The organism is Arthrobacter sp. BPSS-3 (assembly GCF_044628475.1).
Lineage (GTDB): Bacteria > Actinomycetota > Actinomycetes > Actinomycetales > Micrococcaceae > Arthrobacter.
The window spans coordinates 194,956-219,875 of sequence record NZ_JBIMMV010000003.1 but is presented as its reverse complement, the minus strand read 5'-3'; the positions used below and the strand labels follow the sequence as shown (position 1 = coordinate 219,875).

Sequence of the window (24,920 nt, the reverse complement as noted above, 5' to 3'; positions counted from 1 at the left end):
CTACGCTTCTTCCTTGGTGAGGCCGGTGCTGAGCTCTTTCGTCAGGGACGCTACCGCATCGACGCCGCCCTCACCGATCGCCGCGACCAGCGCGGTGCCGACGATCACGCCGTCCGCGTAGGCGGCGATCTCGCGGACGTGGCCGGCGTTGGAAACGCCCAGGCCCACACAGACCCGCTCGGCGCCGGCGGCACGGGCCGCGGACACCACGTTCTTCGCGGCGGAGCTGACCGAGGTGCGGGCACCGGTGACGCCCATGATGGAGACCGCGTAGACGAAGCCGCGGCTGGCGTCCACGGTGCGCTTCATCCGTTCCGGAGTCGAGGACGGCGCCACCAGGAATACCCGGTCCAGGCCGTACTTGTCCGAGGCGGCCATCCATTCGGTGGCCTCGTCCGGGATCAGGTCGGGCGTGATGAGCCCGGCTCCCCCGGCCTCGGCCAGGCGGCGGGAGAATTCGTCCACTCCCATCCGGACCACGGGGTTCCAGTAAGTCATGACCAGGACGGCGGCGTCGGTCTTGCTGGTGATGCCGCGGACGACGTCGAAGACCTGGCTGACCTGGAATCCCTTGGCGAGGGCCTCGGTGGTGGCGGCCTGGATGACTTGGCCGTCCATGACCGGGTCCGAGTACGGGATCCCGATTTCGATCAGGTCGGCACCGTTCTCGGCCAGCGCGATGCCGGCGGCAATGGTCTCCTCGACGGTGGGGTACCCGGCGGGGAGGTAGCCGATCAGCGCGGCGCGGCCCTGGGACCGGGCGCGGTCGATGGCGGCGGCGGACTTGCTGGCCGTTGCAGGCGTCTCGGAGCTCACAGCTGCTCCCCTTCCTTGGCGATCTCCGCTTCCGGAGAGTTCTTGTCCAGCAGGTCAAACCATTCCGCGGCGGTGGCCACGTCCTTGTCGCCCCGGCCCGAGAGGTTTACCAGCACGATCTTCTCGTGCACGCTCTCCGGGTTGCCGGACTCGGCCGCTTCAGCGGCGAGGCGCTGGCCGATCTTGATGGCACCGGCAAGGGCGTGGGCCGACTCGATGGCGGGGATGATGCCCTCGGTGCGGCACAGCAGCCGGAACGCGTCCATGGCCTCGCTGTCCGTGATGGGCTCGTAGCTGACGCGGCCGATGTCCGAGAGGTAGGAGTGCTCCGGGCCGACGCCCGGGTAGTCCAGGCCGGCGGAGATGGAGTGCGATTCAACCGTCTGGCCGTCCTCGTCCTGCATCAGGTAGGAGCGGGCGCCGTGCAGCACGCCCGGGCGGCCGAGCGTGATGGTGGCGGCGTGGCGGCCGGTCTCGACGCCGTCGCCGCCGGCCTCGAAGCCGTAGATCTTCACGGAGGGATCGTCCAGGAAGCCGTGGAAGATGCCGATGGCGTTGGAGCCGCCGCCGATGCAGGCGCAGACCGCGTCCGGCAGCCGGCCGGTCTGTTCCAGCATCTGGGCGCGGGCTTCCTCGCCAATGACCTCGTGGAAGTAGCGCACCATGGCCGGGAACGGGTGGGCACCGGCGGCGGTGCCCAGCAGGTAATGGGTGCTGTCCACGTTGGCCACCCAGTCGCGGAGGGCCTCGTTGATGGCGTCCTTGAGGGTCTGGGAGCCGTTCGTCACGGGGACCACGGTGGCGCCGAGCAGCTCCATCCGGGCGACGTTGAGGGCCTGCCGGCGGCAGTCCTCGGCGCCCATGTAGACGACGCACTCGAGCCCCAGCAGGGCCGCGGCGGTGGCGCTGGCCACGCCGTGCTGGCCGGCGCCGGTCTCGGCGATGACGCGGGTCTTGCCCATCCGCTTGGCCAGCAGGGCCTGACCCAGGACGTTGTTGATCTTGTGCGAGCCGGTGTGGTTGAGGTCCTCGCGCTTGAGGAAGATCCGCACTCCCCCGGCGTGCTCGGCGAACCGCTTGGCCTCGGTCAGCAGCGAGGGCCGGCCGGAGTAGTTCTTGTTCAGCTCGGCGATCTGGGCGGTGAACTCGGGATCGGCCTTGGCCTTCTCGAAGGTGTCCTCGAGTTCGTCCAGGGCGGCGATCAGGGATTCGGGCATCCAGCGGCCGCCGTAGGAACCGAAGTACGGTCCCGGGGCGTGCCGCAGCGAGGGCGTGCCCTGCGCTGCTTCATCGGGCCGGTTTCCCTGCAGGAACGCGTCCGCGGGGCTTTCCTCTGAGCCGGTCATGGGTGCATCGACCATCAGTCTCACCATCCTGTTCCACTGCTAACTAGATCTTGGGGCCGCACGGAGGCGCCGGAGGGCCGGACCGCAGAGGCCCGGCGCCTTCCCGGCGTCAGGACCGTGCTGCGATTTCCTCGGCGCCCGCGGCCATGAATTCGGCGATCCGCTCCTGCGGGGTCGCGTTCTTGACCAGGGCTTCGCCGACGAGGACGGCGTTGGCGCCGTGCGCCGCGTAGTGCCGGACGTCGTCGACGTCGCGCACACCGGATTCGCCGACGACGAGCGCGCCGGCGGGGATGGCGGCGACGAGGTCGGCGAAGACGGAGCGGTCGACGTCGAGCGTCTTGAGGTTGCGGACGTTGACGCCGATGATCCTGGCACCCGCCGCCGCGGCCCGTTCGACTTCCTCCGGGGTGTGGGTCTCGACCAGGACGTTCATTCCCAGCTCGTGGCTCAGCGCCGCATAATCACGGAGCTGGGCGTCGGAGAGGGAGGCGACGATCAACAGGACCAGGTCCGCGCCGTGGGCGCGGGCTTCCCAGAACTGGTACTCATCGATCATGAAGTCCTTGCGCAACAGCGGAACGTCCACCGCGGCGCGGACCGTGTCCAGGTCCGCAAGGGAACCGTGGAAGCGGCGCTGCTCTGTCAGGACGCTGATCACGGCCGCACCGCCGTCGGCGTACTGCCGCGCGAGCGAGGCCGGATCGCCGATGGTGGCCAGCGCTCCCTTGGAGGGGCTGCTGCGCTTGATCTCGGCGATCACCTTCAGCTGGTCCCTGGCGGAGTCTCCGCCCAGGGCGGCCCAGGCATCGCGGGCCGGAGCGACGGCCGCCACGCGGTCCTTCAGCTCGGCGAGCGAAACCAGCCGCTGGCGGGCCTCCATATCCTCCCGGACACCGGCATTGATGTCGTCGAGAACATTCACTCCTAGTGGCCGGAGTTCTTCAGCTTGCTGCCGCCCACGCCGTAGCCGGCCTTGCGCATGGCGAAGCCAACGACCAGGCCCACCAGCATAATGACCGCGCCGGCGACGAAGATCGGGGTGTTGGCGATCACGAAGGCGATCGATGCGATGAGTGCGCCCACCAGCATGATGATCACGGTGGTCCAGGCGGCGGGGCTGTTGCCGTGGCCGGTGGGCTCGCTGTGGTCGACGTCGTCGTAGATGCCGGTGCCGGCGGCGGGCTTCGGTGCAGACATGGGGGCTTTGCTCATGGAAATCTCCTCAGGATCAATACTGCTTACATTCTGCCATTTTTTGGCCGTGACAATGGCCGGGGGCGCGGGCGGGCCGGTCGGCACGTGAGCCGGGCCGCGCGGGGCGCTGCCTACGTCGGGTCGTCGCCGCGGGTGAGCCGGTCCCAGCTGTCGATTTCGTCGGCGGGACCCCCGGTGCCGGCCTTGACGGCGGCGGCGTCATATTTCGTCCGGCTCTTCCAGTGTCGGCTGGCCGGGACGACCAGCAGCGCGGAGAGGCCCAGCAGCGCCCCGGCGATGACGGCCAGGAGGGGGAAGACGGTGGTCGCCACCGAGACGTTGCTGCCGCTGATGCCGGTGGCGGCGGCGATGGATCCCTGCGCGGCGGCCAGTGGGTCCGCCAGCACGGTGCCGGCGGCGGTGACGATTCCGGCGGCGGCGAGCAGGATGATGACCGTGATGACCCAGCGGGCGACCTTGCCGGCGATGGCGGCGGCGAGTCCGCCGGCGAGGGCCACGAGGGCCAGCGCCGTGACCGCCGTCGCGGCCTTGCTCCCCTGCACCTGGAGGCCGTCACGGTTGGCGACCGCCTGGCCCAGCTGCCCGGCGTCCAGCCGGACGGTGAGCCAGGTCTGGGTGGTGGCGCCGAAGACCGCCAGGGCCAGCACCACGATCAGCAGGACCAGGCTGGACTTGCGGGCCCAGCGGGGAACCACCGGGCTGGTGCTCTTGACCGTGCCGCTCATGCCCGGCTCCCCTCGGCGCCCGGCAACGAGTCCGGGGTGATGGTGTGCAGCGACTGGGCCGTGTGGACCGCGCGCATGGGGGCCGCGGCCTTGTTGATGGTTTCCTGGGCCTCCGCGGCGTTGACCGAGTCCGCGACGATGCCGCCGCCGGCCTGGACGTAGGCGCGCCCGTCGCGCAACAGGGCGGAGCGGATTGCGATGGCCATGTCCATGTCGCCGGCGAAGTCGAGGTAGCCCACCACGCCGCCGTAGATGCCGCGGCGGTGGGGTTCCAGCTCGTCGAGGAGACGAAGGGCGCGCGGCTTGGGAGCGCCGGAGAGCGTACCGGCCGGAAAGGTGGCCTTCAGGACGTCATAGGCGGTGGCGTCGGGGGCGAGGCGGCCGACGACGGTGGAGACCAAATGCATGATGTGGCTGAACCGCTCCACCTCCATGAACTGGGTGACGTCCACGGTGCCGGCGACGCAGACCTTGGAAAGGTCGTTGCGGGAGAGGTCCACTAGCATCAGGTGCTCGGCGCGTTCCTTCTCGTCGGCGAGCAGTTCCTCGGCCAGGGCCTTGTCCGCTTCCACGGTCTTGCCGCGCGGGCGGGATCCGGCGATCGGGTGGGTGATGACCTCGTCGCCGGTGACCGTCACGAGCGCCTCGGGCGAGGAGCCGACGATCGAGTATTCGCGGCCGTCGGCGTCGGCCAGGCTGAACAGGTACATGTAGGGGCTGGGGTTGGTGTTGCGCAGCACGCGGTAGACGTCCAGCGGGTCCGCACCGCACTCCATCTCGAAGCGGCGGGAAATCACCACCTGGAAGACCTCGCCGTCGACGATCGCCTCCTTGCCGCGGTCCAGGGCGGCGAGGTACTGGTTCTCGTCCCAGCGCTCCTGGACGCTGGAGGCGAAGTCCAGGGCGGCGGATTCCAGCACGGAGACCGGCTGTGCTGTGGGGGTGCTGACCTTGGCGAGCAGTTCCTTGACCCGGGCGACGGCGTCGTGCCAGGCCTCGTCCACGCGCTCGGAGCTGTTGTCGAAGTTGATCGCGTTGGCGATCAGGAGGACGGTGCCGTCCATGTTGTCGTGCACGGCCATGTCGGTGACCAGGTTCAGCGCCATCTCGGGCAGCTGCAGGTCATCCTCGGGCGGGCTGGTGAGCTTTTCCCAGTGGCGGACGGATTCCCAGCCGAGGAAGCCGACGAGGCCCGAGGTGAAGGGCGGCAGGCCCTCGAAGCGCTCGGTGTGCAGGGCGCGGACGGTGTCCCGGACGGCGTCCACGGGGCTGCCGGACAGGGGGACGCCCACGGGCGGTTCGCCGAGCCAGTGCGCCTGGCCGTCCTTGGTGGTCAGCGTGGCGCGCGACCGGGCACCGATGAAGGAGTACCGGGACCAGGATCCGCCCACGGCGGCGGATTCGAGCAGGAATGTTCCCGGCTGGCCCTGGGCGAGCTTGCGGTAGAGGCCGATAGGCGTTTCGGCGTCGGCCAGCACCTTGAGCCGGACCGGGATGACGCGGTTGCCGGCCGCGAGCTCGCGGAACTCCTCCAGGCTGGGGCTGATGATTCCGAGGTCCTGCATGGCTGCGTACTTCCGCCTGTTCTGTAGGTCTTAGGTGTGCGGGTTGGTTCGGCTGCGGTAGTTCCCGGCTGCGGCGGCGCCTGCTGCGCGGGATGGTGCCGGCCGGTCAGCCGGCGTGGCCGACGACGGCGTCGAGGTCGCGTCCGTCGAAGCAGGTGCGGGTGCCGGTGTGGCAGGCCGCGCCCACCTGGTCGACGCGGACCAGCAGGGCGTCGCCGTCGCAGTCCAGCGCGAGCGACTTGACCCACTGGACGTGGCCGGAGGTATCGCCCTTGCGCCAGTATTCCTGGCGGGACCGGGAGTAAAAGGTCACCCGGCCGGTGGTCATGGTCCGATGCAGCGCCTCGTCATCCATCCAGCCGAGCATTAACACCTCGCCGGTATCGAACTGCTGGATGATCGCGGCGACCAGTCCGGCGGCGTCCCGCTTCAGGGATCGTGCGAGGTCCTCGAGGAGGGGGCCGGAAGGCGCGGCGGGGGCGGGGGCGGGCTGCTCAGACATCACCCCCAAGTCTAGTGCCTGCGCGGGACACGCCGCCCGCCGGGTCCCAGTGCGAAGCCCCCGGCGCTACCGAACGAGCTCCGGGCGACCTCGACGCCGTGCACCGGGGCACCCGCCGGGGCCTGGCCCGCCGTCGTCGCCCTATCTCCTTCATCACCCGCACCACGGGTTACGGCCACGGGTTGCGAAATGACCGCCGTTTCCTGTGCGCAGGGAAGGGCGTCTCGTGCTAGTTTCACAAGTGATGCATTTCGTCGACCCGTCCCGAGAAGTCCTGGCCGAAACCCTGCTTGCGGCCGGCCCCGACTCCCCCACGCTCTGCAAGGGCTGGCAGACGCGTGATCTTGCCGCGCACTTGTACCTGCGTGAGCGTAAGGCGCGCGTGGGACTGGGCCTGCTCATCAAGAGCCTGAGGAAGACCTCGGATGAGGCGACGGCGGAACTCGCGGAGACCCTGAAGAGCCCCGAGGCGTACGCGAAGCTGGTCAACACCTTCCGCGCCGGGCCGCCCGCCCTGTCCCCCATGCGGATCAAGGCGCTGGACGAGAGCTCCAACCTGACTGAATATTTCGTCCACACCGAGGACGTGCGCCGGGCAGTGGACCGCTGGGCTCCCCGGGCGCTGGACGAGGGCTATTCGGATGCGCTGTGGGATGACCTGATCAAACGCGCCGCCATCCTCTACCGCGGCGTCGACCTGGGCATTGTGCTGGTCAGCCCCTCCGGACCCCGGCACGTCGCCAAGCGGGCCCCCGTCTCCGTGGCGATCGTCGGCGAGCCCGGCGAACTGCTGATGCATGCCCACGGCCGCACCCGGCACGCGCTGGTCACCTTCGAGGGCCAGCCCGACGCCGTCGCCCTCCTGCAGTCCGCCGAAGTCGGGCTCTAGGCGACTGCCCGCGGGCGCGACTGCAGGGAAGCCATGAGCTGGGACAGCTCAAGGCTTGGTGGCGGCCAGCGTCCGGGCGAGCCTGGCAGCAGCTGCGGTCCGCCCCCCTGTGGCCTCGGATTGTGAAGGATCCTCGCTGACGCATTCCCGCAGTGCGGCCGTGACATCGGAGACCAGGTCGGGGAAAGCGCAGGACCGGTAGTCCGCGCCGTCGGCAGCGACGGCACGTGAACGGTTGAGCGTCCCGGCTACCATGACGGCCACCTCGGTTCTTCGGGCCATGCCAAGCTTGCTCAATATCGAGGAGACCATGTTCTTTACCGTCTTCTCCGCGATGAACATCTCCTGACCAATCTGCCGATTGCTGAGCCCGGTGGCGATGCCCAGGGCAACTGTTGATTCGCGCTTCGACAGGTCCCGTAGCCTCATCTCGTCAACCCCTGGATGCACATCCCGGGCCGGTCCCATGAGGGCCGGGTAAAACCTGCGGCTGTACGCGGCGTGGCCGGAGAGGACGCGGGAAATCAGCCTGAGCTGCTCACCGCTGTCATCCAGCTTCGAAAGGCAACCCCAGGCACCCGCGAGGATTGAGCGGATGAGCACCGATTCGTCGTCGCTGGCTGTCATGAGGATGCACCGGATAGATGGGTCGGCCGTGGTGACGGCGCGGCATACTTCCGCTCCCGAGCCGTCCGGAAGATCATCATCGAGAATGGCCAAGGCCGGGCGCAGGGCAGGAATCCGGCGGGACGCCTCACGCGCCGACCCGGACTCGCCCACAACGACCAATCCGGCAGACTCCACCAAATAGCGCGCGCCACGCCGCACAATTTCGTGGTCGTCCAACAGGTACACTCCGCCGCCAGGAGCGGCAACGGGCAGAGGGAATTCCGGGTCAGCCATCATTGCTGTTCCGATCTGTCGCCTTTGCCTCCAAAGGCGCCGTCCATGAATCACTGGGCCCGCTTAGGACAACGCGGGTAGTTTCCCGCCCGGGGCTAGCAGGCCCTCCCGGGAACCGCGCACCGCCCCCACGACGCCGACCAAGAGGGTCCAAACCCTAGACCCCACCGAGCCCACGAGACAGTGCCCAACGTCCCGAGAGCAGGCCGCCGCGGATTCCCGCCGTCGCATGACCGCGCAAAGGACGCTTCCCTAGCTGTCAATTGTCAGGTGCCGCGGCAGGTTACTGCGCACGCGTCGGTTGGCGGCGGGCAACCAGGTCGGCAACACCTACTCCAATGAGAGCCAGGATTAGCGGTGATTTGGCACCTTCTGCAGCGATCACCAGGATCAGGGACTGCTGCTCCCCGGCGGGGTGCTGTCCAGTCGTCATCGTAGTGCCGATGAACGCAACAGCAGCCAGGGTTGCCAGCGCTACGATCCGGCCGGCTGTGCCCCGGAGGATATTGCGGTGCACCATCACCGCTGCGAGGGCGAGGAGAATCAGACTCAGCCGCCACACGTATGGCAACCAGCCGGCTGAGATCCCAACGGCGCGGGAATCAAAGGTCATGAATGCGCTCATCCCGGACATCACAAGCTGCATCGTGAGATAGCCCGTCAAGAGAATGAGCAGCAGCGAACCCGCCACAGCGGTGACAACAGCAATTGCCGGCCCACGTTCCGGCGCCGGCGTTGTATTCGGCCTGTTCTGACCAGTCAGCTGCTGCACCGAGACTCCCCCCATTAGTTGTGCCTCGACTCTAAACCCTCGGGAACGGTCCGATAGGAATCAGGGAAATCCGTTGATTCACGTCATGGTGTTCGCCTTGGCCGCGGTCGGAGGACACGCAGTGCCGATCGTGGGTCGCTGCCCGGACCTGTAGGCCGAGGCTATGACGGGTCCAAGCTCATCCATCACCGTATGGTTCCCGGGGAGCACCACATGGGCCAGAAATTCGGACTCCAGCGTTGCAACGCCCGCTGTCGCTGCCGCGAGTTTGGCATCCGTCGACAGGGCTAAGGCGTGCCAGAAGCGACGGGCATCGAGTTCGAGCACTCGTGCGGAAGCGTCCCGGCCGGGGACCTCGGAGACTCCATCCGGAGCAGTAGCGTGCGCCTTTGCCGGCACCAGCGGAAGCACCATCCGGAATTGCCTTCCGCAGGCCCTGAACGAAATAGCGTTCAGATGGCCACGTTGGCTGAAAATAATCTCGGTTGCCCCAAAGTTCAGCAGGGAACGTTCGATGTGTTCCCGTGAAGCACCGACGCTAATGGAATCACCCCGCGTGTAAAAACTCCGGGAGTCGTTAATTGCCACACCTCCAACTATCCCCCGCCGAGCCGTCTTCTCAGCAACGTGCGGATCTGTTTGTTTGCTTCTTGAGCGGGCCCACATGATTCGGGCACGAGGGAACCGGCCGGCCTCAATCCTGGGTGGCCGCCGGCAGCAGTTCAGGGCTGCACGGAGTCGAAGAACCGATAGGGCGGCTGCGCCATGGAAGGTTCTTCCGGGTGTGTTTTGGATCGGATGAAATCGATATTTTCCTGCGACAGGACCGTTTCGCCGTGTCTATCAGAATCGGCGTTCTCTCCGGATTCGGCATTGATTTCGGCCGAGATGGTCCGGGGTAGAACTACACAACCAGGGTTGTCGATAAACCACTGCTTGCTGGCCGGAGACAGGCGGTGCCAGTGTTCCTCAAGATGCATGGAAGTCATTGTTTCCTTTTCCGTTGCGGGTCGTTCCAGGACGATGCTTTCTCGGCCCCCAACTACGTGCCGAGAAAGCAACCCGCGGCGCAGAATTCGCGCCAGTGCGCCTGGGAGTATTAGTCGAAGCTGATGTCGGCCGCGGACCGGCGGACTGCTTCGATTCGCTGCTCTTCGAGAAGCCCCAAAGTATCCAGTTCTTCTGATCTATGCGCGCGTTCCGCGTCGGCTTGCACTGAGATCTCGCGCAGGATCATGCCAACCAGGTGCGCAAGACCTGACTTAAGGTCCTGCAGATTGGTGTTGGTAATGAGGAGGCGGCGGTCAGAGACTCGCAGCTCGACGTCGCTGTAGCCCTCTTCCGCCAAGCGCCGGGTGACGCTCTGATCATGAAGCAGGTCCAGTTCCCGGGGCTGGGGCCTACGGGAGAAGACGACAGGGACAATGTATCGAGACGCGGCCTTCGCCGTGCCGAGGTCGTGAGGCAGGGCGGAGGCGAGAACCCCGCTGAGGGCGAGTCTCCCCACGGTTTGGACGGGCTGTACTGGGGTGGTGGTCATGGCATAGCGCCAACATTTCTTGGAGATGCGCAGTCGACAACGCCGGAAAACGGGCGGATCAACGGCGGCTGGAGGTCGACGAACCCGAAACCGGGCCTATCGGTAGGGAGGGCAGGGCCGCAAGAGTCCGGCATGCACGCGGCCGAACGGTGGGGCCGCCCTCGTCATCCCAGCTCATCACCACGAGGTTGCAGTGACCGGATGTCGCAGCCGCATGGTGCCGGCGGCGGGCGCGGAGCTAGTTTCAAATAGTCGGAATACCGGATGTCCAGTCAGGCCGTCCCGATACTCTGACTGTACGCCCTCGTCCGCTGAGATAGGTGGAAACTGACACATCAATGGTCAAGCGGTGGGTTCGGATCGCCCGGCGGTCCACCATCCAGCGACTGGGGCAAGGCCTCAGGAGTCACACGACTGCCAAGGCCCCCTTGGCGCTCTCCACCAGCACGTGCGTTGCCGCCGGAAGGTGAAGGACCTCGCCGTCGATCTGGCACGGAACGGCGTCCCTCGTGGTGAAGGCGTAACTGCTCACGCTTGGCTGGTGGCCGAGGCCCAGCGTCACAGCCCGCAGCGTCATCAACGCCATCTTCCACCGCCCGGCATGTGGCAGCGTCACCACCTCGAACATGCCGTCGTCCGGAGTGCCCATTTCGCTGACCGTTCCGTACTTGGCCATCCGGGAAATGTTGGCAAGGATCAGGCTGTCAAAGCGCGCAGTGGCTCCGTCTCCCCGAATGAGCTCAAACGGACTCAACGCCGAAAGGGTGCGGGCCACGGATATGAGTTCGAGGATTTTTCCCTTGCGGCCCTTCTCGATGCCGATCGCCATCAAGGGTGTGAGTCCGAAGCCTATATACGAATGGGCGTACTGCGTCTGCTCGCCGTGTTCCCCGCTGAATCGGATGCGCAACAAGTCGATGTGGCGGATCCGGCCTTCACGCACGGCAGCAGGCAACGAACGCGCGGGCATGCTGCGGTGATGATCATTGGCGTTGCCGGCCGCGACGACGGTACACACAGCCCTGCTGTCGCGTACATCCATGACCCCGTTGACGACCTCGTGGTACCCGCCGTCGCCGCTGATGGAAACAATAAGGGGCGCACCCCTGGCGGCCGCGGACCGCGCCAGCTCCCGGGCATGCCCGGCGAACTCCGACGGCATCGACTCAACCGGCAGACCCGGCAATCCGTCAGCCAGGCTTCGCCGCACCTCATCGATCCTGGCACCCATCCCGGGCTTGCCGGGATTGAAGATCAGGACAATCCGGTCAAAGCGCTCGGCGGCTACCCGCTCATCAATCATGGCTGCCCTTCCACGCCGCTGTTACCGAAACAGTCACACCCCTGTCCCATGGGCGCCGTGCAGCTCGGCCCCACCGGCTTTCAGACCATCATGACACTTCTGCGGGTGATGCTCCCCGCCGAGTACCGCAAGCTCGCCTTCTCGTTCCCGCGGGCCAAGCCGAGGCGGCGTCGCCGTCGTCAGCCCCTGGTCGCACCGTCCTTCACGTGCGCCTCAAGGACGTCACGGATGCTGGTCCACGCCTGCGGCCCGTAGCGGTCGTTGTTCACGTGATGCAACTGGCCCTCGCCACTGAACATACTGACGAAATATTGCATACCCTGCCAGGCAGGGAACGTCGCGTCCTCGTCCCTTGATATGCGACGTCCGATCCGGGCCATGCCGGACAGCAATCCCGTGGTGCCCGCCCACTGGGTGCTGAACGCGGCGCCGGTGAGCTCTGTCATAATCCGCGCGATATCCCGGGCTGTCACCCGGCTCCCGGCCACCTCGACGACGCGTGGCGCGGCGTCGTCCAGTGCCACGCGAGCGACGGTGCGGGCGACGTCGTCTTTGGTTGTAAAGTCGAGCAGCTGGTCGGGCGAGGACCAGTAGAGGACCTTGTGCCTCCTGAACAGGATCATTGGAGCCTGCCCGGTCAGCATGTCCGCGAAGGCCCCGTTGAGCACGGACGTGGCCCGGAGCGGAGTGGCATCGACGGCGGCGGCGAACTCCCGGCGCAGCTCGAAGTTGCGGTTGCTGCCAGGGGTTACCCGGCGGTAATCAGCCGAGTAGTCGGACGGGATGAAGCGTGCCACACCGGCCTCAACGGCCGCAGCCAGCAGCGCCTCCTGGGCGTCGACGATGACGGAGCGCGCGCCGCTGACGGCAGACACGACGACGTCGGCGCCGCGGAGAGCGTCGACGAGGCCGGTGTGGTCCGTATAGGCCGCCGCGCGAACCTCAACGCGGTCACACCCGCCGTATTGCGCCTGAGCGGCGCCGCCGCCTGGGCGGGTCAAAACACGAACAAGGACTTCGGCGTCGGCGGCGAGCAGCTCGCGGACGATCCGATGGCCGAGATCACCGGTGGCTCCGGCAACGAGGACAGTGGTCATGAGGTTGCTCTTCTCTGTTCGTTTGGCGGGGCGTTCAATGCGTAAAAACATGCCCTGAGGTATCAACAGGCCGGGCGTCACGCCCAAGGGAATCGCTTGTCCCACCGGATAGACCGCGAGCTGGGCCACGGAGGGCGGGAAAGCTGGCCCCGACTGGCCCCAAGACCGCCCTGCGAGTACATCAAAGCAGGCTATCCACTGGATTCACCGCATGATTCCGGTTCTCTTGACCTGCGTGGCTGGGGATTCCTTCTGGCAGCTCATCACCCGATCCTACGCGCGGAGGCCGGGCGGTTCCCCTCTGTGCTGCCCTCCAGTCATCACCGACCCGCCTGGTCCATCACGACTTTCGGGGCCAGTGAATCTTCCCTCTGGCACGCTCCGGTTCATTCGCCGTTGGCGGTTCCCTCGATCCAATCGACGGCTTAGTCGGAAAGATAAATTCCTTCGGGATTTTGTTCCCCGATCCACCAGGCGTTCGATGCAACGTCGCCGCCGGCGGCCGCGATCTTGATCACGACATCAGCGGCGATAGCCTCGCCGTTGTGTTCGATCAGCCACGCCCGTGCATCGGCGTCCAAATTTGGCCACCACTCGATGGTGTTCATCCTGTCATTCTCCGCCCCGGTGTAGCGGATGGATAGCCACAGAGATCGAGCAGCGCCGCGAGACCCAACATGGTGGCCCGTAGGCCGGCCGTTGGTCCAGGGTCCGCTGCGGGACCCTGAACCAACCATCGCGTCAGTCGTGGGCGAGGACCGTGTTGATCAGCTTGATGAGCTCGGCCGACGCCGTTTGAGTCACCGCCGGCCCCGCCTTCACCGCAGTGACGGCGAGATTGCCCTTGACGTCGGTGACGGTCAGTGCGGTCTGGGCTTGTCCGGTGGCAAGGTGCTGGGTGGTGAGCGCCGCAAAGGACGCGTCGCCGTCGGACTTGGCGTCAACGGGCGTGGTCTCAGTGGTTATTTTCTGGCCGCCCACCTCGATGGTGAACGACTTGCACGGAGCGGCCGCAGCCTGTGAGGCAGCAAGCTGTTGGGTCATGGTTTTGGTGTCCTTCAGTGCGATGACCGTCACCGCGATCGTCGTTTTGTCGGCCGCGGAGATGGACGTGCCTCCGGCGTAGGTACTGCCGTCCGGGACATTGGCGTTGCTGTCGACGAGAGGTTTGCAGGTTTCGGGGCTCACCACTGCGGTCTTGAGCAGCTCTTTGGCCCTGAGAATGCCTTGATCGATCTGCGCGGCCGGAACGACGGTCAGGGGCTGGCCCTGGTCATCCCTGAGCGTGGAGAGCAAGCCGCTGAGGTCTGCGTTGCTGAAGGTCTTCACGGGGGTCGGTGTGGACGAGGATGGCTGGGCCGCCGCCGGCGTAGCCTCCGCCGTCGCGGTACCTCCTCCGGTGCCGGACCCCGTTCCGCAGCCGGTGAGGGAAAGCAAGGCGGCCGTGATGATCGCCGCCGTGGTGGATGTTCGCTGCATGAGGCGTCCCTTCTCGGATCACCGGTCCGCCTCCCGATCCGGGGGGCGCGCTCCGGCACCACCCGGATGCGGTGCCCCGATAGGAGCCGGACCGTGCGGCGTCTAGCTCAACGCAGGTAAGCAGCACGCGGGTCCGGGCCCCGCAGACTCAACGGCAGGTGCAGCGCGTCCCCCTCGCGCGCCGCTCGCTGGCGCGATGGCGCCCAAACTATCCAAAGCGACGGCGAGGCAACAGAGAGTGCACTACTTGTTTTTTTGGCCGCCCGACGCAAGTAGGGACGCTACTCAGCCGGCCCTCTGTTCTTCGTCAGGTCCTCGGCCACCATGACCAAAATGCCGCTCGGACCGCGGAGGTACGTGAGCTTGTAGATGTCCCGGTACGTTGCCACCCCGCGAAGCGGATAGCAGCCGTGCCGGGACGCTATGTCCAGCGCCGCGTCGATGTCGTCCACGGAGAACGCAACGCGGTGCATGCCAATCTCGTTGGGCAGGGTGGGGCCTGTCTCGATGGCGTCGGGGTGGAGGTATTCGAAGAGCTCGATCTGCCCGTGCCCGTCCGGCGTCGTCAGGACGGCGATTTTGGCGTGGTTACCGTCGAGGCCGACGGCGGTGTCCGCCCACTCCCCCGCAATGGTGTCCCGGCCGACAAGTTCGAGGCCCAAGTCAACAAAGAAGGCGATCGCCGCCTCGATGTCGCGGACGGCAATCCCAACGTTCTCCAGTTTGATCGTCATCCTCCGCATGCTACCCACCGACGTGCTGCGCATGTGGGAAAGCCCTGATTCAAGGCGGCCCGCAGGCCCCGGGCTAGACTGATGACCTAGGGGGAAGTCATGGAATGGATTCTTTTAGGCATTGCCGCTCTGGTCATTATCGTTGCATCTATTTGGCGCGATGTCTCAAGAAAGTCGCTACGGCCGCCAGCGGTATCGGGCCCGGATTCGGAACGGGCGCTTCGCGACTTTCACCGCGGCCAGACCCTGGGCAATTCACATTTTGTCGGCCTGGATAATACGGGCCACCGCCGATAATCCCGGGCCGCAGCGGGTCGTAACCGCGGAAGTATCCGCCGCCCTAATCCAACGGCGTTACGGCGCACTGACTGTTTATGCGATTTTGGTGAAGGCGCCAGCCACATGCCGGCGGAATCCCATTCGCCTCACCGTAAGGTTGTGCCCAATGGACCAGGAAAGGGCGCATGTTGTGAAAGCGGACGAAGTGACTGTGGGGTGTTATCCGCGCGACGACGTCTCCTGGGCGAAAGATGGCAGGGTCCGGGAAGGTAGCGCCACGATTTTGGTCCGCCAGGCTGACGGGACCCTGGAGCCTTCAGGAGAAGTCGTCTTGGGCGAACTGCGCATCCTGCATCCTGATGTGAAGGTGGGTGGCGAGTTTGTCATCGAGCTACGCGCCCGTTTCGACTCGGAGACATTCCACCGTCGGGTGACCTTCGTCGCCAGTGGTGACGAGGCCCGTGACGTCTTCATATCGGCGGTCGGGCCCGGCGGGCATGCTGAGCCGAAGGCCGGCCCATTTAAGCGGAGGCGGTACTCGGGCTTCGAGTTTGGAGTGATGGTCATGGGCGCAACAACCGAGAAGGGTACCCGGATCGGAGACGTCTTGGGCCCGCTCATCGAGCATGGACCCAACGATGGCGTCGGGGCCGCCGCTTCTGCCTAGCAGCGGCAAGAGCCGTTGTTGGCGCCGACGCTGCTGTCGTGGCTCAGTCACGGAGCGGTGACCCGACAACCTCGAATCGGAACCCTCCAAATGCGCCGGACAGTAGCGGGCGTGCGAGGGCGATAGACGCCTGAACCTCCGGCAATGTGAGGGACGACCGATGCGCCTCCTCGTTTTCCCACAGCTCCACGACAAACACGGTGTCCGGGTCATCCTCGTTGACTCCCACCTCGTAGGCAAGGCAGCCGACCTGCCGAAGGGTCTCGCTGCGCCGCGTCAAATGACGCACCAGTTCGTCGCGCTTACCAGAGACTGTGCCAAGCGTTCCCACATTCGCAAAGGTCATGGCCCCACAGTAGTAGTACGGTGCACGATTCACGGCGCATGTCTTCGGAGCATCAGCACGGCCTGCGGACCCCGCTTCATTGATCCAGACGATGCGGGCCGGGGCGCCGTGTAGTCTGAGGTATTGGAATTGGGGGAAGCAAATGGTTCTTAAGTTCATCGCTCGACCTTTGCCGGCTGCATCTGATGACGCATATGCGGTCATAAGGAGAAGTAACCCGCTGCGATAAGGAATGACCTGACCGCGCCCGTATGCCGGTCCCCCACTGCGACAACCGAGGTTTGACGTACGACACTGCGGAATACCCGTTCAGGATGTCTCGTGCAGGCCGCCCGCAATCTGCCGGGCGGAGATGCCCTAAAGGGAATCCGGCGCCGGACTATCGACTTCGTCTCGACCCGCTCTTAGTCCGGCTCGCTGATTCTGCCAATGGTGGCGTATCGCTGGGCGAGGCTGGCGAAGGCTGAGGTGAGTTCGGGGGGACCGACGACTTCCATGTGCGCTTCAAATTTTCCAAATGAGGCGGCCAGCGCTTCCCAGGACCAGGCTCCTGCTTCGAGGCTGCAGGTTCGGGCATCGATGGCGGTAACTGTTCCGTCGTTGGCGAAGGGAAGGACTTTCTGCGCGGGGAGGTTACGAATGACTGTGCCGCGGCACTGCCACTGATTGAGGTGGGACCCTTTGAAGCGGGCGGAGACAAAGTCTTTGACGTCGCCGCCGGGCACCATGCGCGGGGTGAAGCGGGCACCGCGGGGTTCGCGAGGGTGGAGGCGATCGATCCTGTAGAGGCGCCAGTCGCTTCGATCCAGGTCCCAGCCGACGAGGTACCACCGCCCGCGAGAGGTCACCAGGTGATGGGGTTCCGCGCGGCGGGGTGATGGTGCCTGACTCCCAGTGTCAGAGGTGGCTTCGTCTGCGGCGTAGTCGAAGCGGAGGGATTCCCGGTCACGGATGGCATTCGCGACGGTGACAAGAGTGTCTAGGGAGACATCTCTGGGTGCCGCGTCGCCGGGCCCCCCGACTGGCGTGACTGTGAGCGCATCGAGCCGGCGCCGGAGCCGTGATGGCATTACTTGGCGGACGGTGCCGAGGGCGCGGATTGCGGCTTCTTCGATTCCCGCGCCGAGGGCGGGGGCTGCCTGCAGGGCGATGGCCACGGCGAGGGTTTGATCATCGTCGAAGAGCAGCGGTGGCAGCTCTTTGCCTGCGTTGTCGAGACGGTACCCGCCGTCCGGACCCATGGTGGCCCGGATGCTGTAGCCCATTTCCCGCAAGCGGTCGATGTCTCGGCGGACGGTGCGGTCGCTGATGTTCAGCCGTGTGGCCAGGAGCGATCCTGGCCAGTCCCGGCGGGTCTGCAGCAGAGACAACAGATTCAGCAGCCGTGAAGTCGTTGTCATGCACTCCAGCATATGTGGAGGTCTAGGACACGATCTGACCTAGACGCCTGTAATGCTGGTTCCATCGAGCCGGTAGGCCGTATTTCACCGAGGAGCCCAATGACTATTCAAACCACTACCCACCTCAACTTCCGCGGCGATGCACGCCAAGCGCTGGAGTTCTACCAGTCCGTATTCGGCGGACACACCGTGCTAAACACCTACGCAGACTTCGGCATGCCAGCTGAACTACCCGGTGCCGACAAGATCGTATTTGGCCTCGTCACCGCGGAAAACGGTTTCCGCGTGATGGGCTACGACATTCCCGGCGAAAGCGAAGGCACGATTGCCGGGGGCGGCTCGACCCGCCGTGAGAAAAACACCACTATCACCGACCAGGCTTTCTTCGTCGCTATCGAATCCGACGTCCTCGAAGAGCTTCAGGGTTACTGGGACGCGCTGGCCGTTGATGCCACCATCATCGAACCGCTTGCCGCGTCGGCGTGGAGCGCCGGTTTCGGGATGCTCACCGATCAGTTCGGCGTTACCTGGAGCTTCAGCGTCACTACCGCCTAAATGCTCCAAACGCCGTGGCGCGGGGTCCGGTTGACTCCCGCCACGGCCTCCGCAGCTGCACACCACCCTCCATGAAAAGAGAATCATGTTCCCTGCCCGCTCTGACTTCACTTGGTCCGCGCACCCGGCCAAGTCGGTTGCCCTGGTGGGCGGCAACGACACGACCCGCTGTGAAGCAGGCAAGCCATGATCCACTCACATTTGACCGTGGCAGACGCCAGTGCATGGCGGGAGTGGTTGAACGAATACGAGAACACAAGCGACGGGGTGTGGCTGACCCTCGCCAAGAAGGACACCAGTACCCCAACAACACTCACGTACACCCAAGCTCTTGAGGAAGCGCTGTGCAGCGGGTGGATCGATGGTCGCAGGAATAAGATCGATGCCCGAACGTACAGCCAGCACTTCACTCCGCGCCGGGCACGATCCATGTGGTCAGAACGCAACATCAAAATTGTCGGTGCACTTACCGCTGCGGGCCGCATGCGCGAACGCGGTCACGCCGAAGTAGCTCTCGCCCAGACAGACGGGCGCTGGGACAGGGCCTACGCTGGGCCCGCGTCAATAGAGGTACACGACGACTTACGCTGCGCTCTCCGCACAGCGCCCGATGCAGAGGCTGCCTTCAATGCCCTCCCGAGCGGCGCCCGCTATCGGATACTGCTCGATGTAACCACCGCCCGGACAAAAGGTCTGCGTGCGAACCGCATCGCCAGGCACCTCGCAAAACTCGCGACGCCAGCGCAGGGGACCTAAACACGCCACACTCACCACAAGAGGTTCGGTAAAGCCCAGCCCGATCTATCGGACTTCGAACCCAGCGTCGCGGATCGCGGTCTTGACCTGGGCGATCATGTCCACCGGGCCGAAGTGGAAGACGGAGGCGGCCAGGACGGCGTCGGCCCCGGCGGCCACTGCCGGCGGGAAGTGCTCGGGCCGGCCTGCGCCGCCGGAGGCGATCAGCGGGACCTTCACGGCGGCTCGGGCTAGCCGGATCAGTTCCAGGTCGAAACCGTCCTTGGTGCCGTCGGCGTCGATCGAGTTGAGCAGGATCTCCCCCACTCCCCTGTCCGCAGCTTCCCGCGCCCACTCGAGCGCGTCGATGCCGGTGCCCTGGCGGCCGCCGTGGGTGGTGACCTCGAAGCCGGAGGGCGTGGGCTTGGACCCGGGCCGGGTGCGGCGGGCATCCACGGAGAGCACCAGCACCTGCGAGCCGAAGTGCCGGGTGATCTCGTCGATCACGTCCGGCCGGGCCACGGCGGCGGTGTTGATCGCGGCCTTGTCCGCGCCGTAGCGCAGCAGCTTGTCCACCTCTGCAACGCCGCGGACTCCGCCGCCCACCGTGAGCGGGATGAAGACTTCCTCGGCGGTGCGCCGGACGACGTCGAACGTGGTCTCCCGGTTGCCCGAGGAGGCCGTGACGTCCAGGAAGGTCAGCTCGTCCGCGCCGCCGTTGTCGTAGCGGTGGGCCAGTTCCACCGGGTCACCGGCGTCGCGCAGGCCCTCGAAGTTGATGCCTTTGACCACGCGGCCGGCGTCGACGTCCAGGCACGGGATGACGCGGACGGCTACTGACATGACTGCTCCTGCTGTTGACGTGCTGTTCGGGGGCCCTGGCTGACCTAAGACCGGCTGACCTAGATCCGGCAGGCGTGGATGCTGCTCACCAGGATGGCGCGGGCGCCCAGGTCATAGAGCTCGTCCATGATCCGGTTGGTGTCCTTTTTCGGCACCATCGAGCGCACGGCAACCCAGTCGGAGTCACGCAGCGGAGACACCGTGGGCGATTCCAGGCCCGGGGTCAGGGCGGCGGCCTGCTCCACGAGCTCGTTGCGGATGTCGTAGTCCATCAGCACGTACTGGCGCGCCACCAGCACACCCTGCAGACGGCGGATGAGGATCTCGACGGCGGGGTTCTGCTCGCCCTTGCGTCCGATCAGCACCGACTCGGACTTCAGGATCGGTTCGCCAAAGATCTCCATGCCGGCGGCCTTGAGCGTGGTCCCGGTCTCGACGACGTCGGCAATCGCGTCGGCCACGCCCAGGCGGACCGAGGATTCAACCGCGCCGTCCAGCCGGACGACCTTGGCGTTGATGCCGCGCTCGGCCAGGTAGCCGCGGAGCAGTCCGTCGTAGCTGGTGGCCAGGCGCTTGCCCTCGAGTTGGTCGATGGAGCTGAAGTCGCCCACCGGGCCGGCGAAGCGGAAAGTGCTGGCCGCAAAACCGAGGGGCAGCAGTTCCTCGGCGTCGACCTCGGCGTCGAGGAGCAGGTCGCGGCCGGTGATGCCGACGTCGAGCGTTCCCTGCCCGACATAGACGGCGATGTCGCGCGGGCGGAGGAAGAAGAACTCGATGTCGTTGTCCGGGTCGACCATGACCAGTTCGCGGCTGTCGCGGCGCTGGCGGTAACCGGCCTCGGCGAGCATGGCCGAGGCGGCTTCGGACAGGGATCCCTTGTTCGGGACGGCAACTCTCAGCATGGGAAGTTTCTTTCTGGATCGATCGTCATGGGGTAACAGGCACTGCGGGCCACGGACTGCTCCGCGTCCGCCGGCGTGGGCCGGGGGACGCGGAACCGCGTGGCTAGAGATGCTTGTAGACGTCTTCCAGGGTCAGTCCCTTGGCGAGCATCAGGACCTGCAGGTGGTACAGCAGCTGGGAGATCTCCTCGGCTGCGGCCTCGTCGGATTCGTACTCGGCAGCCATCCACACTTCGGCGGCTTCCTCCACCACCTTCTTGCCGATGCCATGGACGCCGGACTCAAGTTCGGCGACGGTGCGGGAGCCTGCCGGACGGCTGGCGGCCTTCTCACTCAGTTCTGCGAACAGCGACTCGAAATTCTTCACACCCTCCAGCCTACTTGCTCCGGGCGTGACGCCGCCTGCCGGGCCTCCTGATGACTCCCCTGATGTGAGGGATTCCACAGCCTAGCGGTACTGCTTGAGCGTGACGGCGGACGCGACGGCGGCGGTGAACGCCTCGTGGCCCTTGTCCTCGTTCGAACCGGGCAGGCCGGCCCGGTCGATACCCTGCTGCTCGGTGTCGCAGGTCAGAACGCCGAAGCCCACCGGCGTGCCGGTGCGGACGCTGACCTCGGTCAGGCCCATGGTGGCCGCCTCGCAGACGTATTCGAAGTGCGGGGTGCCGCCGCGGATGACGACGCCGAGGGCGACGACGGCGTCGAAGTGCGGCGCCAGCCGGGCGGCGGCGACGGGCAGTTCGAAGGTGCCCGGCACGCGCAGGACGGTGGGCTCCGCGATGCCGGCCTCCTTGGCCGCGCGGAGGGCCCCGTCGAGCAGGCCGTCCATGATGGCGGTGTGCCAGCTGGCGGCAACGATGGCCACCTTGAGGCTGCCGGTTTCCGAGGACTGGGTGGTCAGGTCGATCGTGGGGGCGCCGTGGCCGCTCATAGGGTGTCCTTGCTGTTGGTTCTGTGGGGAGAAAGTGGGTGGGAGGAGGTGCGGCCTAGCCGGCCTGGACGCCGGATTCGACGCCGGCGGCACCAGCTCCGGGGTCCAGCGTGGCCGGCTGCATGTCGAGGACCAGGCGGTGGTCCATCCGGTCCTTCTTGGTCTGCAGGTAGCGGAGGTTCTGCTCGCGGGAGGGCACCTCGGTGGGGACCATTTCGACCACGTGAACGCCGGCCTGGGCCAGCCGGTCCTGCTTGTCCGGGTTGTTGCTGAGGAGCCGGACCTCGTTCAGGCCCATCTCCGCCAGGATCTGGGCAGCGGCCTGGTAGGAGCGGGCGTCCACCGGCAGGCCCAGCTGCTCGTTGGCCTCGACCGTGTCGAAGCCGGCTTCTTGCAGCGCGTAGGCCCGGATCTTGTTCGCGAGGCCGATACCGCGGCCTTCCTGGCCGCGCAGGTAGAGCAGGGTTCCGCCGTGCTCGTGGATCAGTTCCAGGGCGTAGGCCAGCTGCTCGCCGCAGTCGCAGCGGTAGGAGCCGAATACGTCGCCGGTGAGGCACTCCGAGTGCAGCCGGACCAGGGGCGCCTTGCCGTCGGTGGCGGGCAGCGGGGAGCTGACCGCCAGGTGCTCGGCACCGGTTTCCAGGTCCGTCCAGGCCTGGGCCACGAATTCGCCGAAGGCGGTGGGAAGCTGCACGATGGGGCCGCCGCTGACCGGGTGCGGTTGCTGCGCCGGGGTGGCCGGCTGCGCTGGGGAAGTCGTCATTGTTTCTCCTCTGTCCAAGGTCCTAGGCGGAGGCCGCCGCGTAGCTACCGGTGTTCCCGGCCTCAAGGTACGCCACCAGGTCGGCGATCGAGATCAGCGGGCAGCCGTGCTCCAGCGCGAAGCTGCGAAGTCCGTCCAGCCGCATCATCTCTCCGTCGTCGTGCACTACTTCTGCGATCACACCAACGGGTTCGACGCCGGCCAGCCGGCACAACTCGACGGCTGCTTCGGTGTGGCCGGGCCTCTCCCGCACACCCCCCTTAACGGCGCGAAGCGGGAAAACATGCCCGGGCCGGGTCAGGGAGCTGGGTTCGCTGGTGGGATCGGCCAGAATCCGGGCCGTAAGGGCCCGATCCGTGGCGGAAATTCCTGTGCTGACACCGATTGCGGCGTCGCAGGAGACGGTGTAGGCGGTGCCCTTGGCGTCCTCGTTGATGGTGACCATCGGGGGCAAGGCCAGGGCGTCGGCGCGGTCGTCCTCCAGCGGCACGCAGATCACGCCGGAGCTGTGCCGGATGGTCCAGCCCATCAGCGCCGGGGTGGCGTGCGCGGCGGCGAAGATGATGTCGCCCTCGTTTTCGCGGTCCTCGTTGTCGACCACCAGGACCGGACGGCCTTCCGCCATGGCGCGGATGGCGTCCTCGACCGGGTCGAGCACCCGGGCACGCGCGCCGGCGGCGCGAACGGCGTCGTCCTGGCGGTTCTGCAGCGTGCTCATGATGCGTCCTCTCCAGCGGTGCGTGCGGGGGCGAAGGCCAGGAGCCGTTCGGTGTACTTGGCCAGCACGTCCACTTCCAGGTTCACAGGCGCGCCGATCTCCTTGGCGCCGAGTCCGGTTTCGGCCAGCGTGGTGGGGATCAGGCCCACCTCGAACCATGGCTCGGACGCCGGGGCGGGGCTGACCGCGGTGACGGTGAGGGAGACGCCGTCGACGGCGATGGAGCCCTTCTCGGCGATGTAGCGGGCCAGCGGCGCGGGCACACCGAAGCGCAGCCGGTCCCAGTTGCCCAGCGCCTCGCGCTCCAGGAGCTGTCCGACGCCGTCGACGTGGCCCTGCACGACGTGCCCGTCCAGCCGGCCGCCGGCCGGGAGGCAGCGTTCCAGGTTGACCCGGTCCCCCGCAGCAAGGCTGCCGATGGCGCTCCGGACCAGGGTCTCGCCCATGACGTCGACGCTGAAGTCGGTCCCGTCGATGTCCGTGGCGGTCAGGCAGACGCCGTTGACGGCGATGGAGCCGCCGTGGGCCAGGCCCTCGGTGCTGGTGGGTGCGTGCAGCCGGAGGGTGGCGCTGGTGTCCCCGTCGCGGGCGACCGAGAGTACCTTTCCTTGTTCGGCGATAATTCCGGTAAACATCAGTTGCCTCCTGGGGCGGTGATCGCGGGGTGGCGCGGGGTGGTCTCAGATGAAGAAGGGGTGCCTGTCTCGGCGCCCGGGTGGGCGGAGCGGGGCCGCAGGTGCAGCCGCAGGTCGCGGCCGAGCCGCTGCACGGAGCCGCCGGTGGCCTCGTCCCAGTCCCAGTGCTGGGCGTCGGCTAGGGTGCCGATGCCAAGGTCCTCGAGGGCGGCCGTGCCGGAGCCCAGCAGGGTGGGCGCGAGGTAGAGGATCAGCTCGTCCACCAGGCCGGCGGACAGGAACGCGCTGAGGATCCTGGAGCCGCCCTCCACCATCAGGTGCCGGACGCCGGCGTCGAACAGCTGTTCCAACGCCTCGGCCGGCTCGCGGGTGGGCAGGTGCAGCACCTTGCCGTCGTCGCCGTGCACGGCGGCGTCCTCCGGGATGCCCCGCAGACCCATCACGGCGCGTAGCGGCTGCTTGTCCGCGTTCCGGCCGTCGGGGGTGCGGGCCGTCAGCCGCGGGTTGTCCACCAGGACGGTCTGCGTGCCCACCAGGATCGCATCGATCCGGCCGCGCAGGGCGTGGTTATCTTCAAGCGACTCGGGGCTTGAGATCCACTGGCTGGTGCCGTCCGCGGCGGCGATCCTGCTGTCGAGGGTCTGGGCGATGTGCAGGGTGACGAACGGCCGTTGGGCGGCGACGGCGTCGAACCACCGCCGGTTGAGCTCCAGTGACGTCTTTTCGGCAAGGCCGGAACGGACGGTGACGCCGGCGGCGCGCAGCGTGGCCGCTCCCCCGGCGGCGGGATCATGCGGGTCGTCCACGGCGTAGACGACGTTGGCGATGCCGGCGTCGATGATGGCCCGGGCGCAGGGGCCGGTGCGGCCCACGTGGTTGCAGGGCTCGAGGGTAACCACCATGGTGGTTCCCGTGAGGTCGAACCCGGCCAGCTTCGCCTGCTCGATCGCGTCGGCCTCGGCGTGCGGGGTGCCGGCGCCGCGGTGGTAGCCGGTGATCAGCGGGGACCCGTCGGGGGCGATGATGACGGCTCCCACCAGCGGATTTGCGCCGCGGGGACCGAGGGCGGCCGCGGCGAGGGCGGCGTCCATGGCCGCCGATTCGGCTGCGCTGAAGTCAGGTGTGGTGTGGTGAACGCTCATCGGCCGCCCGCCCGGTCCCGGAGGACCGCGGTGCGGTTGAAGAGCCATCGCAGGGGGTTCATGTGTCTGTCTATACCTTTCCTCTGAACCGCGATGGCTCCGGGGGTATACGACA

31 protein-coding genes are annotated in these 24,920 nt (G+C 66.7%); 4 read left to right on the top strand and 27 right to left on the bottom strand.

The window, feature by feature from the left end; all coding sequences use genetic code 11:
- From trpA to hisI, 7 genes are all read right to left on the bottom strand, one after another.
- Positions 1 to 816, bottom strand: a complete 816-nt coding sequence (trpA, locus tag ACFVY3_RS06835; RefSeq protein ID WP_400159193.1) for a tryptophan synthase subunit alpha — start codon at positions 814 to 816, stop codon at positions 1 to 3.
- A complete protein-coding gene (gene trpB / locus ACFVY3_RS06830; RefSeq protein WP_364137625.1) occupies positions 813 to 2,177 on the bottom strand; it encodes a tryptophan synthase subunit beta in 1,365 nt (454 codons plus the stop codon). Before trpB ends, trpA begins: the two co-directional genes overlap by 4 nt.
- A 94-nt stretch (positions 2,178 to 2,271) precedes the next feature.
- On the bottom strand, positions 2,272 to 3,087 hold the full coding sequence (gene trpC / locus ACFVY3_RS06825) for an indole-3-glycerol phosphate synthase TrpC (RefSeq protein WP_400159192.1): 816 nt from the start codon (positions 3,085 to 3,087) through the stop codon (positions 2,272 to 2,274).
- A gap of 2 nt (positions 3,088 to 3,089) precedes the next feature.
- On the bottom strand, positions 3,090 to 3,377 hold the full coding sequence (locus ACFVY3_RS06820; RefSeq protein ID WP_290258043.1) for an HGxxPAAW family protein: 288 nt from the start codon (positions 3,375 to 3,377) through the stop codon (positions 3,090 to 3,092).
- A gap of 113 nt (positions 3,378 to 3,490) precedes the next feature.
- Positions 3,491 to 4,105, bottom strand: a complete 615-nt coding sequence (locus ACFVY3_RS06815) for a Trp biosynthesis-associated membrane protein (protein WP_400159191.1) — start codon at positions 4,103 to 4,105, stop codon at positions 3,491 to 3,493.
- Positions 4,102 to 5,670: an anthranilate synthase component I gene (locus ACFVY3_RS06810; RefSeq protein ID WP_290258045.1), complete on the bottom strand. Its 1,569-nt coding sequence runs from the start codon at positions 5,668 to 5,670 to the stop codon at positions 4,102 to 4,104. Before ACFVY3_RS06810 ends, ACFVY3_RS06815 begins: the two co-directional genes overlap by 4 nt.
- Before the next feature lie 106 nt (positions 5,671 to 5,776).
- Positions 5,777 to 6,172, bottom strand: a complete 396-nt coding sequence (gene hisI / locus ACFVY3_RS06805) for a phosphoribosyl-AMP cyclohydrolase (RefSeq protein ID WP_400159190.1) — start codon at positions 6,170 to 6,172, stop codon at positions 5,777 to 5,779.
- Between the two features lie 244 nt (positions 6,173 to 6,416).
- On the opposite strand from hisI, the gene ACFVY3_RS06800 reads away from it, so the two are divergent.
- On the top strand, positions 6,417 to 7,061 hold the full coding sequence (locus ACFVY3_RS06800) for a TIGR03085 family metal-binding protein (protein WP_290258047.1): 645 nt from the start codon (positions 6,417 to 6,419) through the stop codon (positions 7,059 to 7,061).
- 48 nt (positions 7,062 to 7,109) lie between these two features.
- On the opposite strand, the gene ACFVY3_RS06795 is transcribed toward ACFVY3_RS06800, so the two are convergent.
- The 10 genes from ACFVY3_RS06795 to ACFVY3_RS06750 form a co-directional block, all read right to left on the bottom strand.
- Positions 7,110 to 7,907, bottom strand: a complete 798-nt coding sequence (locus ACFVY3_RS06795) for a response regulator transcription factor (protein WP_366173061.1) — start codon at positions 7,905 to 7,907, stop codon at positions 7,110 to 7,112.
- Positions 7,908 to 8,247: 340 nt separating this feature from the next.
- Positions 8,248 to 8,736 carry a hypothetical protein gene (locus tag ACFVY3_RS06790; protein WP_364137639.1) on the bottom strand — a complete coding sequence of 163 codons (489 nt, stop codon included), beginning with the start codon at positions 8,734 to 8,736 and terminating at the stop codon, positions 8,248 to 8,250.
- A gap of 78 nt (positions 8,737 to 8,814) precedes the next feature.
- A complete protein-coding gene (locus tag ACFVY3_RS06785) occupies positions 8,815 to 9,324 on the bottom strand; it encodes a hypothetical protein (RefSeq protein ID WP_400159189.1) in 510 nt (169 codons plus the stop codon).
- 134 nt (positions 9,325 to 9,458) lie between these two features.
- Positions 9,459 to 9,716, bottom strand: a complete 258-nt coding sequence (locus tag ACFVY3_RS06780) for a hypothetical protein (protein ID WP_364137641.1) — start codon at positions 9,714 to 9,716, stop codon at positions 9,459 to 9,461.
- Between the two features lie 119 nt (positions 9,717 to 9,835).
- Positions 9,836 to 10,276, bottom strand: a complete 441-nt coding sequence (locus ACFVY3_RS06775) for a hypothetical protein (RefSeq protein ID WP_400159188.1) — start codon at positions 10,274 to 10,276, stop codon at positions 9,836 to 9,838.
- 406 nt (positions 10,277 to 10,682) lie between these two features.
- Positions 10,683 to 11,579, bottom strand: a complete 897-nt coding sequence (locus ACFVY3_RS06770) for a diacylglycerol kinase family protein (protein ID WP_290258053.1) — start codon at positions 11,577 to 11,579, stop codon at positions 10,683 to 10,685.
- A gap of 179 nt (positions 11,580 to 11,758) precedes the next feature.
- Positions 11,759 to 12,727 (bottom strand): NmrA family NAD(P)-binding protein, encoded by a 969-nt coding sequence (locus ACFVY3_RS06765; RefSeq protein ID WP_400159286.1) that lies wholly within the window; start codon positions 12,725 to 12,727, stop codon positions 11,759 to 11,761.
- Between the two features lie 374 nt (positions 12,728 to 13,101).
- Positions 13,102 to 13,284 carry a hypothetical protein gene (locus ACFVY3_RS06760; RefSeq protein ID WP_364137645.1) on the bottom strand — a complete coding sequence of 61 codons (183 nt, stop codon included), beginning with the start codon at positions 13,282 to 13,284 and terminating at the stop codon, positions 13,102 to 13,104.
- Positions 13,285 to 13,417: 133 nt separating this feature from the next.
- Positions 13,418 to 14,155 (bottom strand): hypothetical protein, encoded by a 738-nt coding sequence (locus ACFVY3_RS06755; RefSeq protein WP_400159187.1) that lies wholly within the window; start codon positions 14,153 to 14,155, stop codon positions 13,418 to 13,420.
- Between the two features lie 281 nt (positions 14,156 to 14,436).
- Positions 14,437 to 14,889: a VOC family protein gene (locus ACFVY3_RS06750; RefSeq protein ID WP_364137649.1), complete on the bottom strand. Its 453-nt coding sequence runs from the start codon at positions 14,887 to 14,889 to the stop codon at positions 14,437 to 14,439.
- A gap of 445 nt (positions 14,890 to 15,334) precedes the next feature.
- Between ACFVY3_RS06750 and ACFVY3_RS06745 the strand changes: the two genes are divergently transcribed.
- Positions 15,335 to 15,835, top strand: a complete 501-nt coding sequence (locus tag ACFVY3_RS06745; RefSeq protein WP_364137651.1) for a hypothetical protein — start codon at positions 15,335 to 15,337, stop codon at positions 15,833 to 15,835.
- Between the two features lie 43 nt (positions 15,836 to 15,878).
- Here the strand turns inward: ACFVY3_RS06745 and ACFVY3_RS06740 are convergent, their stop codons facing one another.
- Entirely contained in the window at positions 15,879 to 16,181 is a 303-nt protein-coding gene (locus ACFVY3_RS06740) for a putative quinol monooxygenase (protein WP_400159186.1), read from the bottom strand.
- Positions 16,182 to 16,585: 404 nt separating this feature from the next.
- A complete protein-coding gene (locus tag ACFVY3_RS06735) occupies positions 16,586 to 17,581 on the bottom strand; it encodes a helix-turn-helix transcriptional regulator (protein WP_400159185.1) in 996 nt (331 codons plus the stop codon).
- A 99-nt stretch (positions 17,582 to 17,680) separates the two neighbouring features.
- Between ACFVY3_RS06735 and ACFVY3_RS06730 the strand changes: the two genes are divergently transcribed.
- Entirely contained in the window at positions 17,681 to 18,136 is a 456-nt protein-coding gene (locus ACFVY3_RS06730; RefSeq protein WP_400159184.1) for a VOC family protein, read from the top strand.
- Between the two features lie 186 nt (positions 18,137 to 18,322).
- Complete coding sequence (locus ACFVY3_RS06725; RefSeq protein WP_400159183.1) at positions 18,323 to 18,892, top strand: YdeI family protein; 570 nt, start codon at positions 18,323 to 18,325, stop codon at positions 18,890 to 18,892.
- Positions 18,893 to 18,937: 45 nt separating this feature from the next.
- Here ACFVY3_RS06725 and hisF read toward each other — a convergent pair whose 3' ends face one another.
- The 8 genes from hisF to ribD all read right to left on the bottom strand — a co-directional run bounded on the left by hisF (position 18,938) and on the right by ribD (position 24,805).
- Entirely contained in the window at positions 18,938 to 19,714 is a 777-nt protein-coding gene (gene hisF / locus ACFVY3_RS06720; protein WP_290258063.1) for an imidazole glycerol phosphate synthase subunit HisF, read from the bottom strand.
- A gap of 59 nt (positions 19,715 to 19,773) precedes the next feature.
- Positions 19,774 to 20,616 (bottom strand): ATP phosphoribosyltransferase, encoded by an 843-nt coding sequence (hisG, locus tag ACFVY3_RS06715; protein WP_290258064.1) that lies wholly within the window; start codon positions 20,614 to 20,616, stop codon positions 19,774 to 19,776.
- A 103-nt stretch (positions 20,617 to 20,719) separates the two neighbouring features.
- On the bottom strand, positions 20,720 to 20,983 hold the full coding sequence (locus tag ACFVY3_RS06710; RefSeq protein ID WP_290258065.1) for a phosphoribosyl-ATP diphosphatase: 264 nt from the start codon (positions 20,981 to 20,983) through the stop codon (positions 20,720 to 20,722).
- An 81-nt stretch (positions 20,984 to 21,064) separates the two neighbouring features.
- Positions 21,065 to 21,547, bottom strand: a complete 483-nt coding sequence (gene ribH / locus ACFVY3_RS06705; RefSeq protein ID WP_400159182.1) for a 6,7-dimethyl-8-ribityllumazine synthase — start codon at positions 21,545 to 21,547, stop codon at positions 21,065 to 21,067.
- Positions 21,548 to 21,602: 55 nt separating this feature from the next.
- Positions 21,603 to 22,310 carry a GTP cyclohydrolase II gene (gene ribA / locus ACFVY3_RS06700; RefSeq protein ID WP_400159181.1) on the bottom strand — a complete coding sequence of 236 codons (708 nt, stop codon included), beginning with the start codon at positions 22,308 to 22,310 and terminating at the stop codon, positions 21,603 to 21,605.
- A 22-nt stretch (positions 22,311 to 22,332) separates the two neighbouring features.
- Positions 22,333 to 23,028 carry a 3,4-dihydroxy-2-butanone-4-phosphate synthase gene (ribB, locus tag ACFVY3_RS06695; RefSeq protein WP_400159180.1) on the bottom strand — a complete coding sequence of 232 codons (696 nt, stop codon included), beginning with the start codon at positions 23,026 to 23,028 and terminating at the stop codon, positions 22,333 to 22,335.
- Entirely contained in the window at positions 23,025 to 23,663 is a 639-nt protein-coding gene (locus tag ACFVY3_RS06690) for a riboflavin synthase (RefSeq protein ID WP_400159179.1), read from the bottom strand. The genes ribB and ACFVY3_RS06690 overlap by 4 nt, the downstream gene beginning before the upstream one ends.
- Positions 23,663 to 24,805 (bottom strand): bifunctional diaminohydroxyphosphoribosylaminopyrimidine deaminase/5-amino-6-(5-phosphoribosylamino)uracil reductase RibD, encoded by a 1,143-nt coding sequence (gene ribD / locus ACFVY3_RS06685; RefSeq protein WP_400159178.1) that lies wholly within the window; start codon positions 24,803 to 24,805, stop codon positions 23,663 to 23,665. The genes ACFVY3_RS06690 and ribD overlap by 1 nt, the downstream gene beginning before the upstream one ends.
- Positions 24,806 to 24,920 lie beyond the last annotated feature (115 nt).

Coding starts and splice junctions, on each gene's coding strand:
- ACFVY3_RS06765 (WP_400159286.1), bottom strand. CDS start 12,727: ATGTTTTTACGCATTGAACGCCCCGCCAAACGAACAGAGAAGAGCAAC.
- ACFVY3_RS06755 (WP_400159187.1), bottom strand. CDS start 14,155: ATGCAGCGAACATCCACCACGGCGGCGATCATCACGGCCGCCTTGCTT.
- hisF (WP_290258063.1), bottom strand. CDS start 19,714: ATGTCAGTAGCCGTCCGCGTCATCCCGTGCCTGGACGTCGACGCCGGC.
- hisI (WP_400159190.1), bottom strand. CDS start 6,172: ATGTCTGAGCAGCCCGCCCCCGCCCCCGCCGCGCCTTCCGGCCCCCTC.
- ACFVY3_RS06740 (WP_400159186.1), bottom strand. CDS start 16,181: ATGACCTTTGCGAATGTGGGAACGCTTGGCACAGTCTCTGGTAAGCGC.
- ACFVY3_RS06800 (WP_290258047.1), top strand. CDS start 6,417: ATGCATTTCGTCGACCCGTCCCGAGAAGTCCTGGCCGAAACCCTGCTT.
- ACFVY3_RS06770 (WP_290258053.1), bottom strand. CDS start 11,579: ATGATTGATGAGCGGGTAGCCGCCGAGCGCTTTGACCGGATTGTCCTG.
- ribA (WP_400159181.1), bottom strand. CDS start 22,310: ATGACGACTTCCCCAGCGCAGCCGGCCACCCCGGCGCAGCAACCGCAC.
- ACFVY3_RS06735 (WP_400159185.1), bottom strand. CDS start 17,581: ATGACAACGACTTCACGGCTGCTGAATCTGTTGTCTCTGCTGCAGACC.
- ACFVY3_RS06730 (WP_400159184.1), top strand. CDS start 17,681: ATGACTATTCAAACCACTACCCACCTCAACTTCCGCGGCGATGCACGC.
- ACFVY3_RS06745 (WP_364137651.1), top strand. CDS start 15,335: ATGGACCAGGAAAGGGCGCATGTTGTGAAAGCGGACGAAGTGACTGTG.
- ACFVY3_RS06775 (WP_400159188.1), bottom strand. CDS start 10,276: ATGACCACCACCCCAGTACAGCCCGTCCAAACCGTGGGGAGACTCGCC.
- ACFVY3_RS06820 (WP_290258043.1), bottom strand. CDS start 3,377: ATGAGCAAAGCCCCCATGTCTGCACCGAAGCCCGCCGCCGGCACCGGC.
- ribB (WP_400159180.1), bottom strand. CDS start 23,028: ATGAGCACGCTGCAGAACCGCCAGGACGACGCCGTTCGCGCCGCCGGC.
- ACFVY3_RS06760 (WP_364137645.1), bottom strand. CDS start 13,284: ATGAACACCATCGAGTGGTGGCCAAATTTGGACGCCGATGCACGGGCG.
- ACFVY3_RS06815 (WP_400159191.1), bottom strand. CDS start 4,105: ATGAGCGGCACGGTCAAGAGCACCAGCCCGGTGGTTCCCCGCTGGGCC.
- ACFVY3_RS06750 (WP_364137649.1), bottom strand. CDS start 14,889: ATGACGATCAAACTGGAGAACGTTGGGATTGCCGTCCGCGACATCGAG.
- ACFVY3_RS06810 (WP_290258045.1), bottom strand. CDS start 5,670: ATGCAGGACCTCGGAATCATCAGCCCCAGCCTGGAGGAGTTCCGCGAG.
- ACFVY3_RS06690 (WP_400159179.1), bottom strand. CDS start 23,663: ATGTTTACCGGAATTATCGCCGAACAAGGAAAGGTACTCTCGGTCGCC.
- ACFVY3_RS06780 (WP_364137641.1), bottom strand. CDS start 9,716: ATGCATCTTGAGGAACACTGGCACCGCCTGTCTCCGGCCAGCAAGCAG.
- ribH (WP_400159182.1), bottom strand. CDS start 21,547: ATGAGCGGCCACGGCGCCCCCACGATCGACCTGACCACCCAGTCCTCG.
- ribD (WP_400159178.1), bottom strand. CDS start 24,805: ATGAGCGTTCACCACACCACACCTGACTTCAGCGCAGCCGAATCGGCG.
- trpB (WP_364137625.1), bottom strand. CDS start 2,177: ATGGTCGATGCACCCATGACCGGCTCAGAGGAAAGCCCCGCGGACGCG.
- hisG (WP_290258064.1), bottom strand. CDS start 20,616: ATGCTGAGAGTTGCCGTCCCGAACAAGGGATCCCTGTCCGAAGCCGCC.
- ACFVY3_RS06725 (WP_400159183.1), top strand. CDS start 18,323: ATGATCCACTCACATTTGACCGTGGCAGACGCCAGTGCATGGCGGGAG.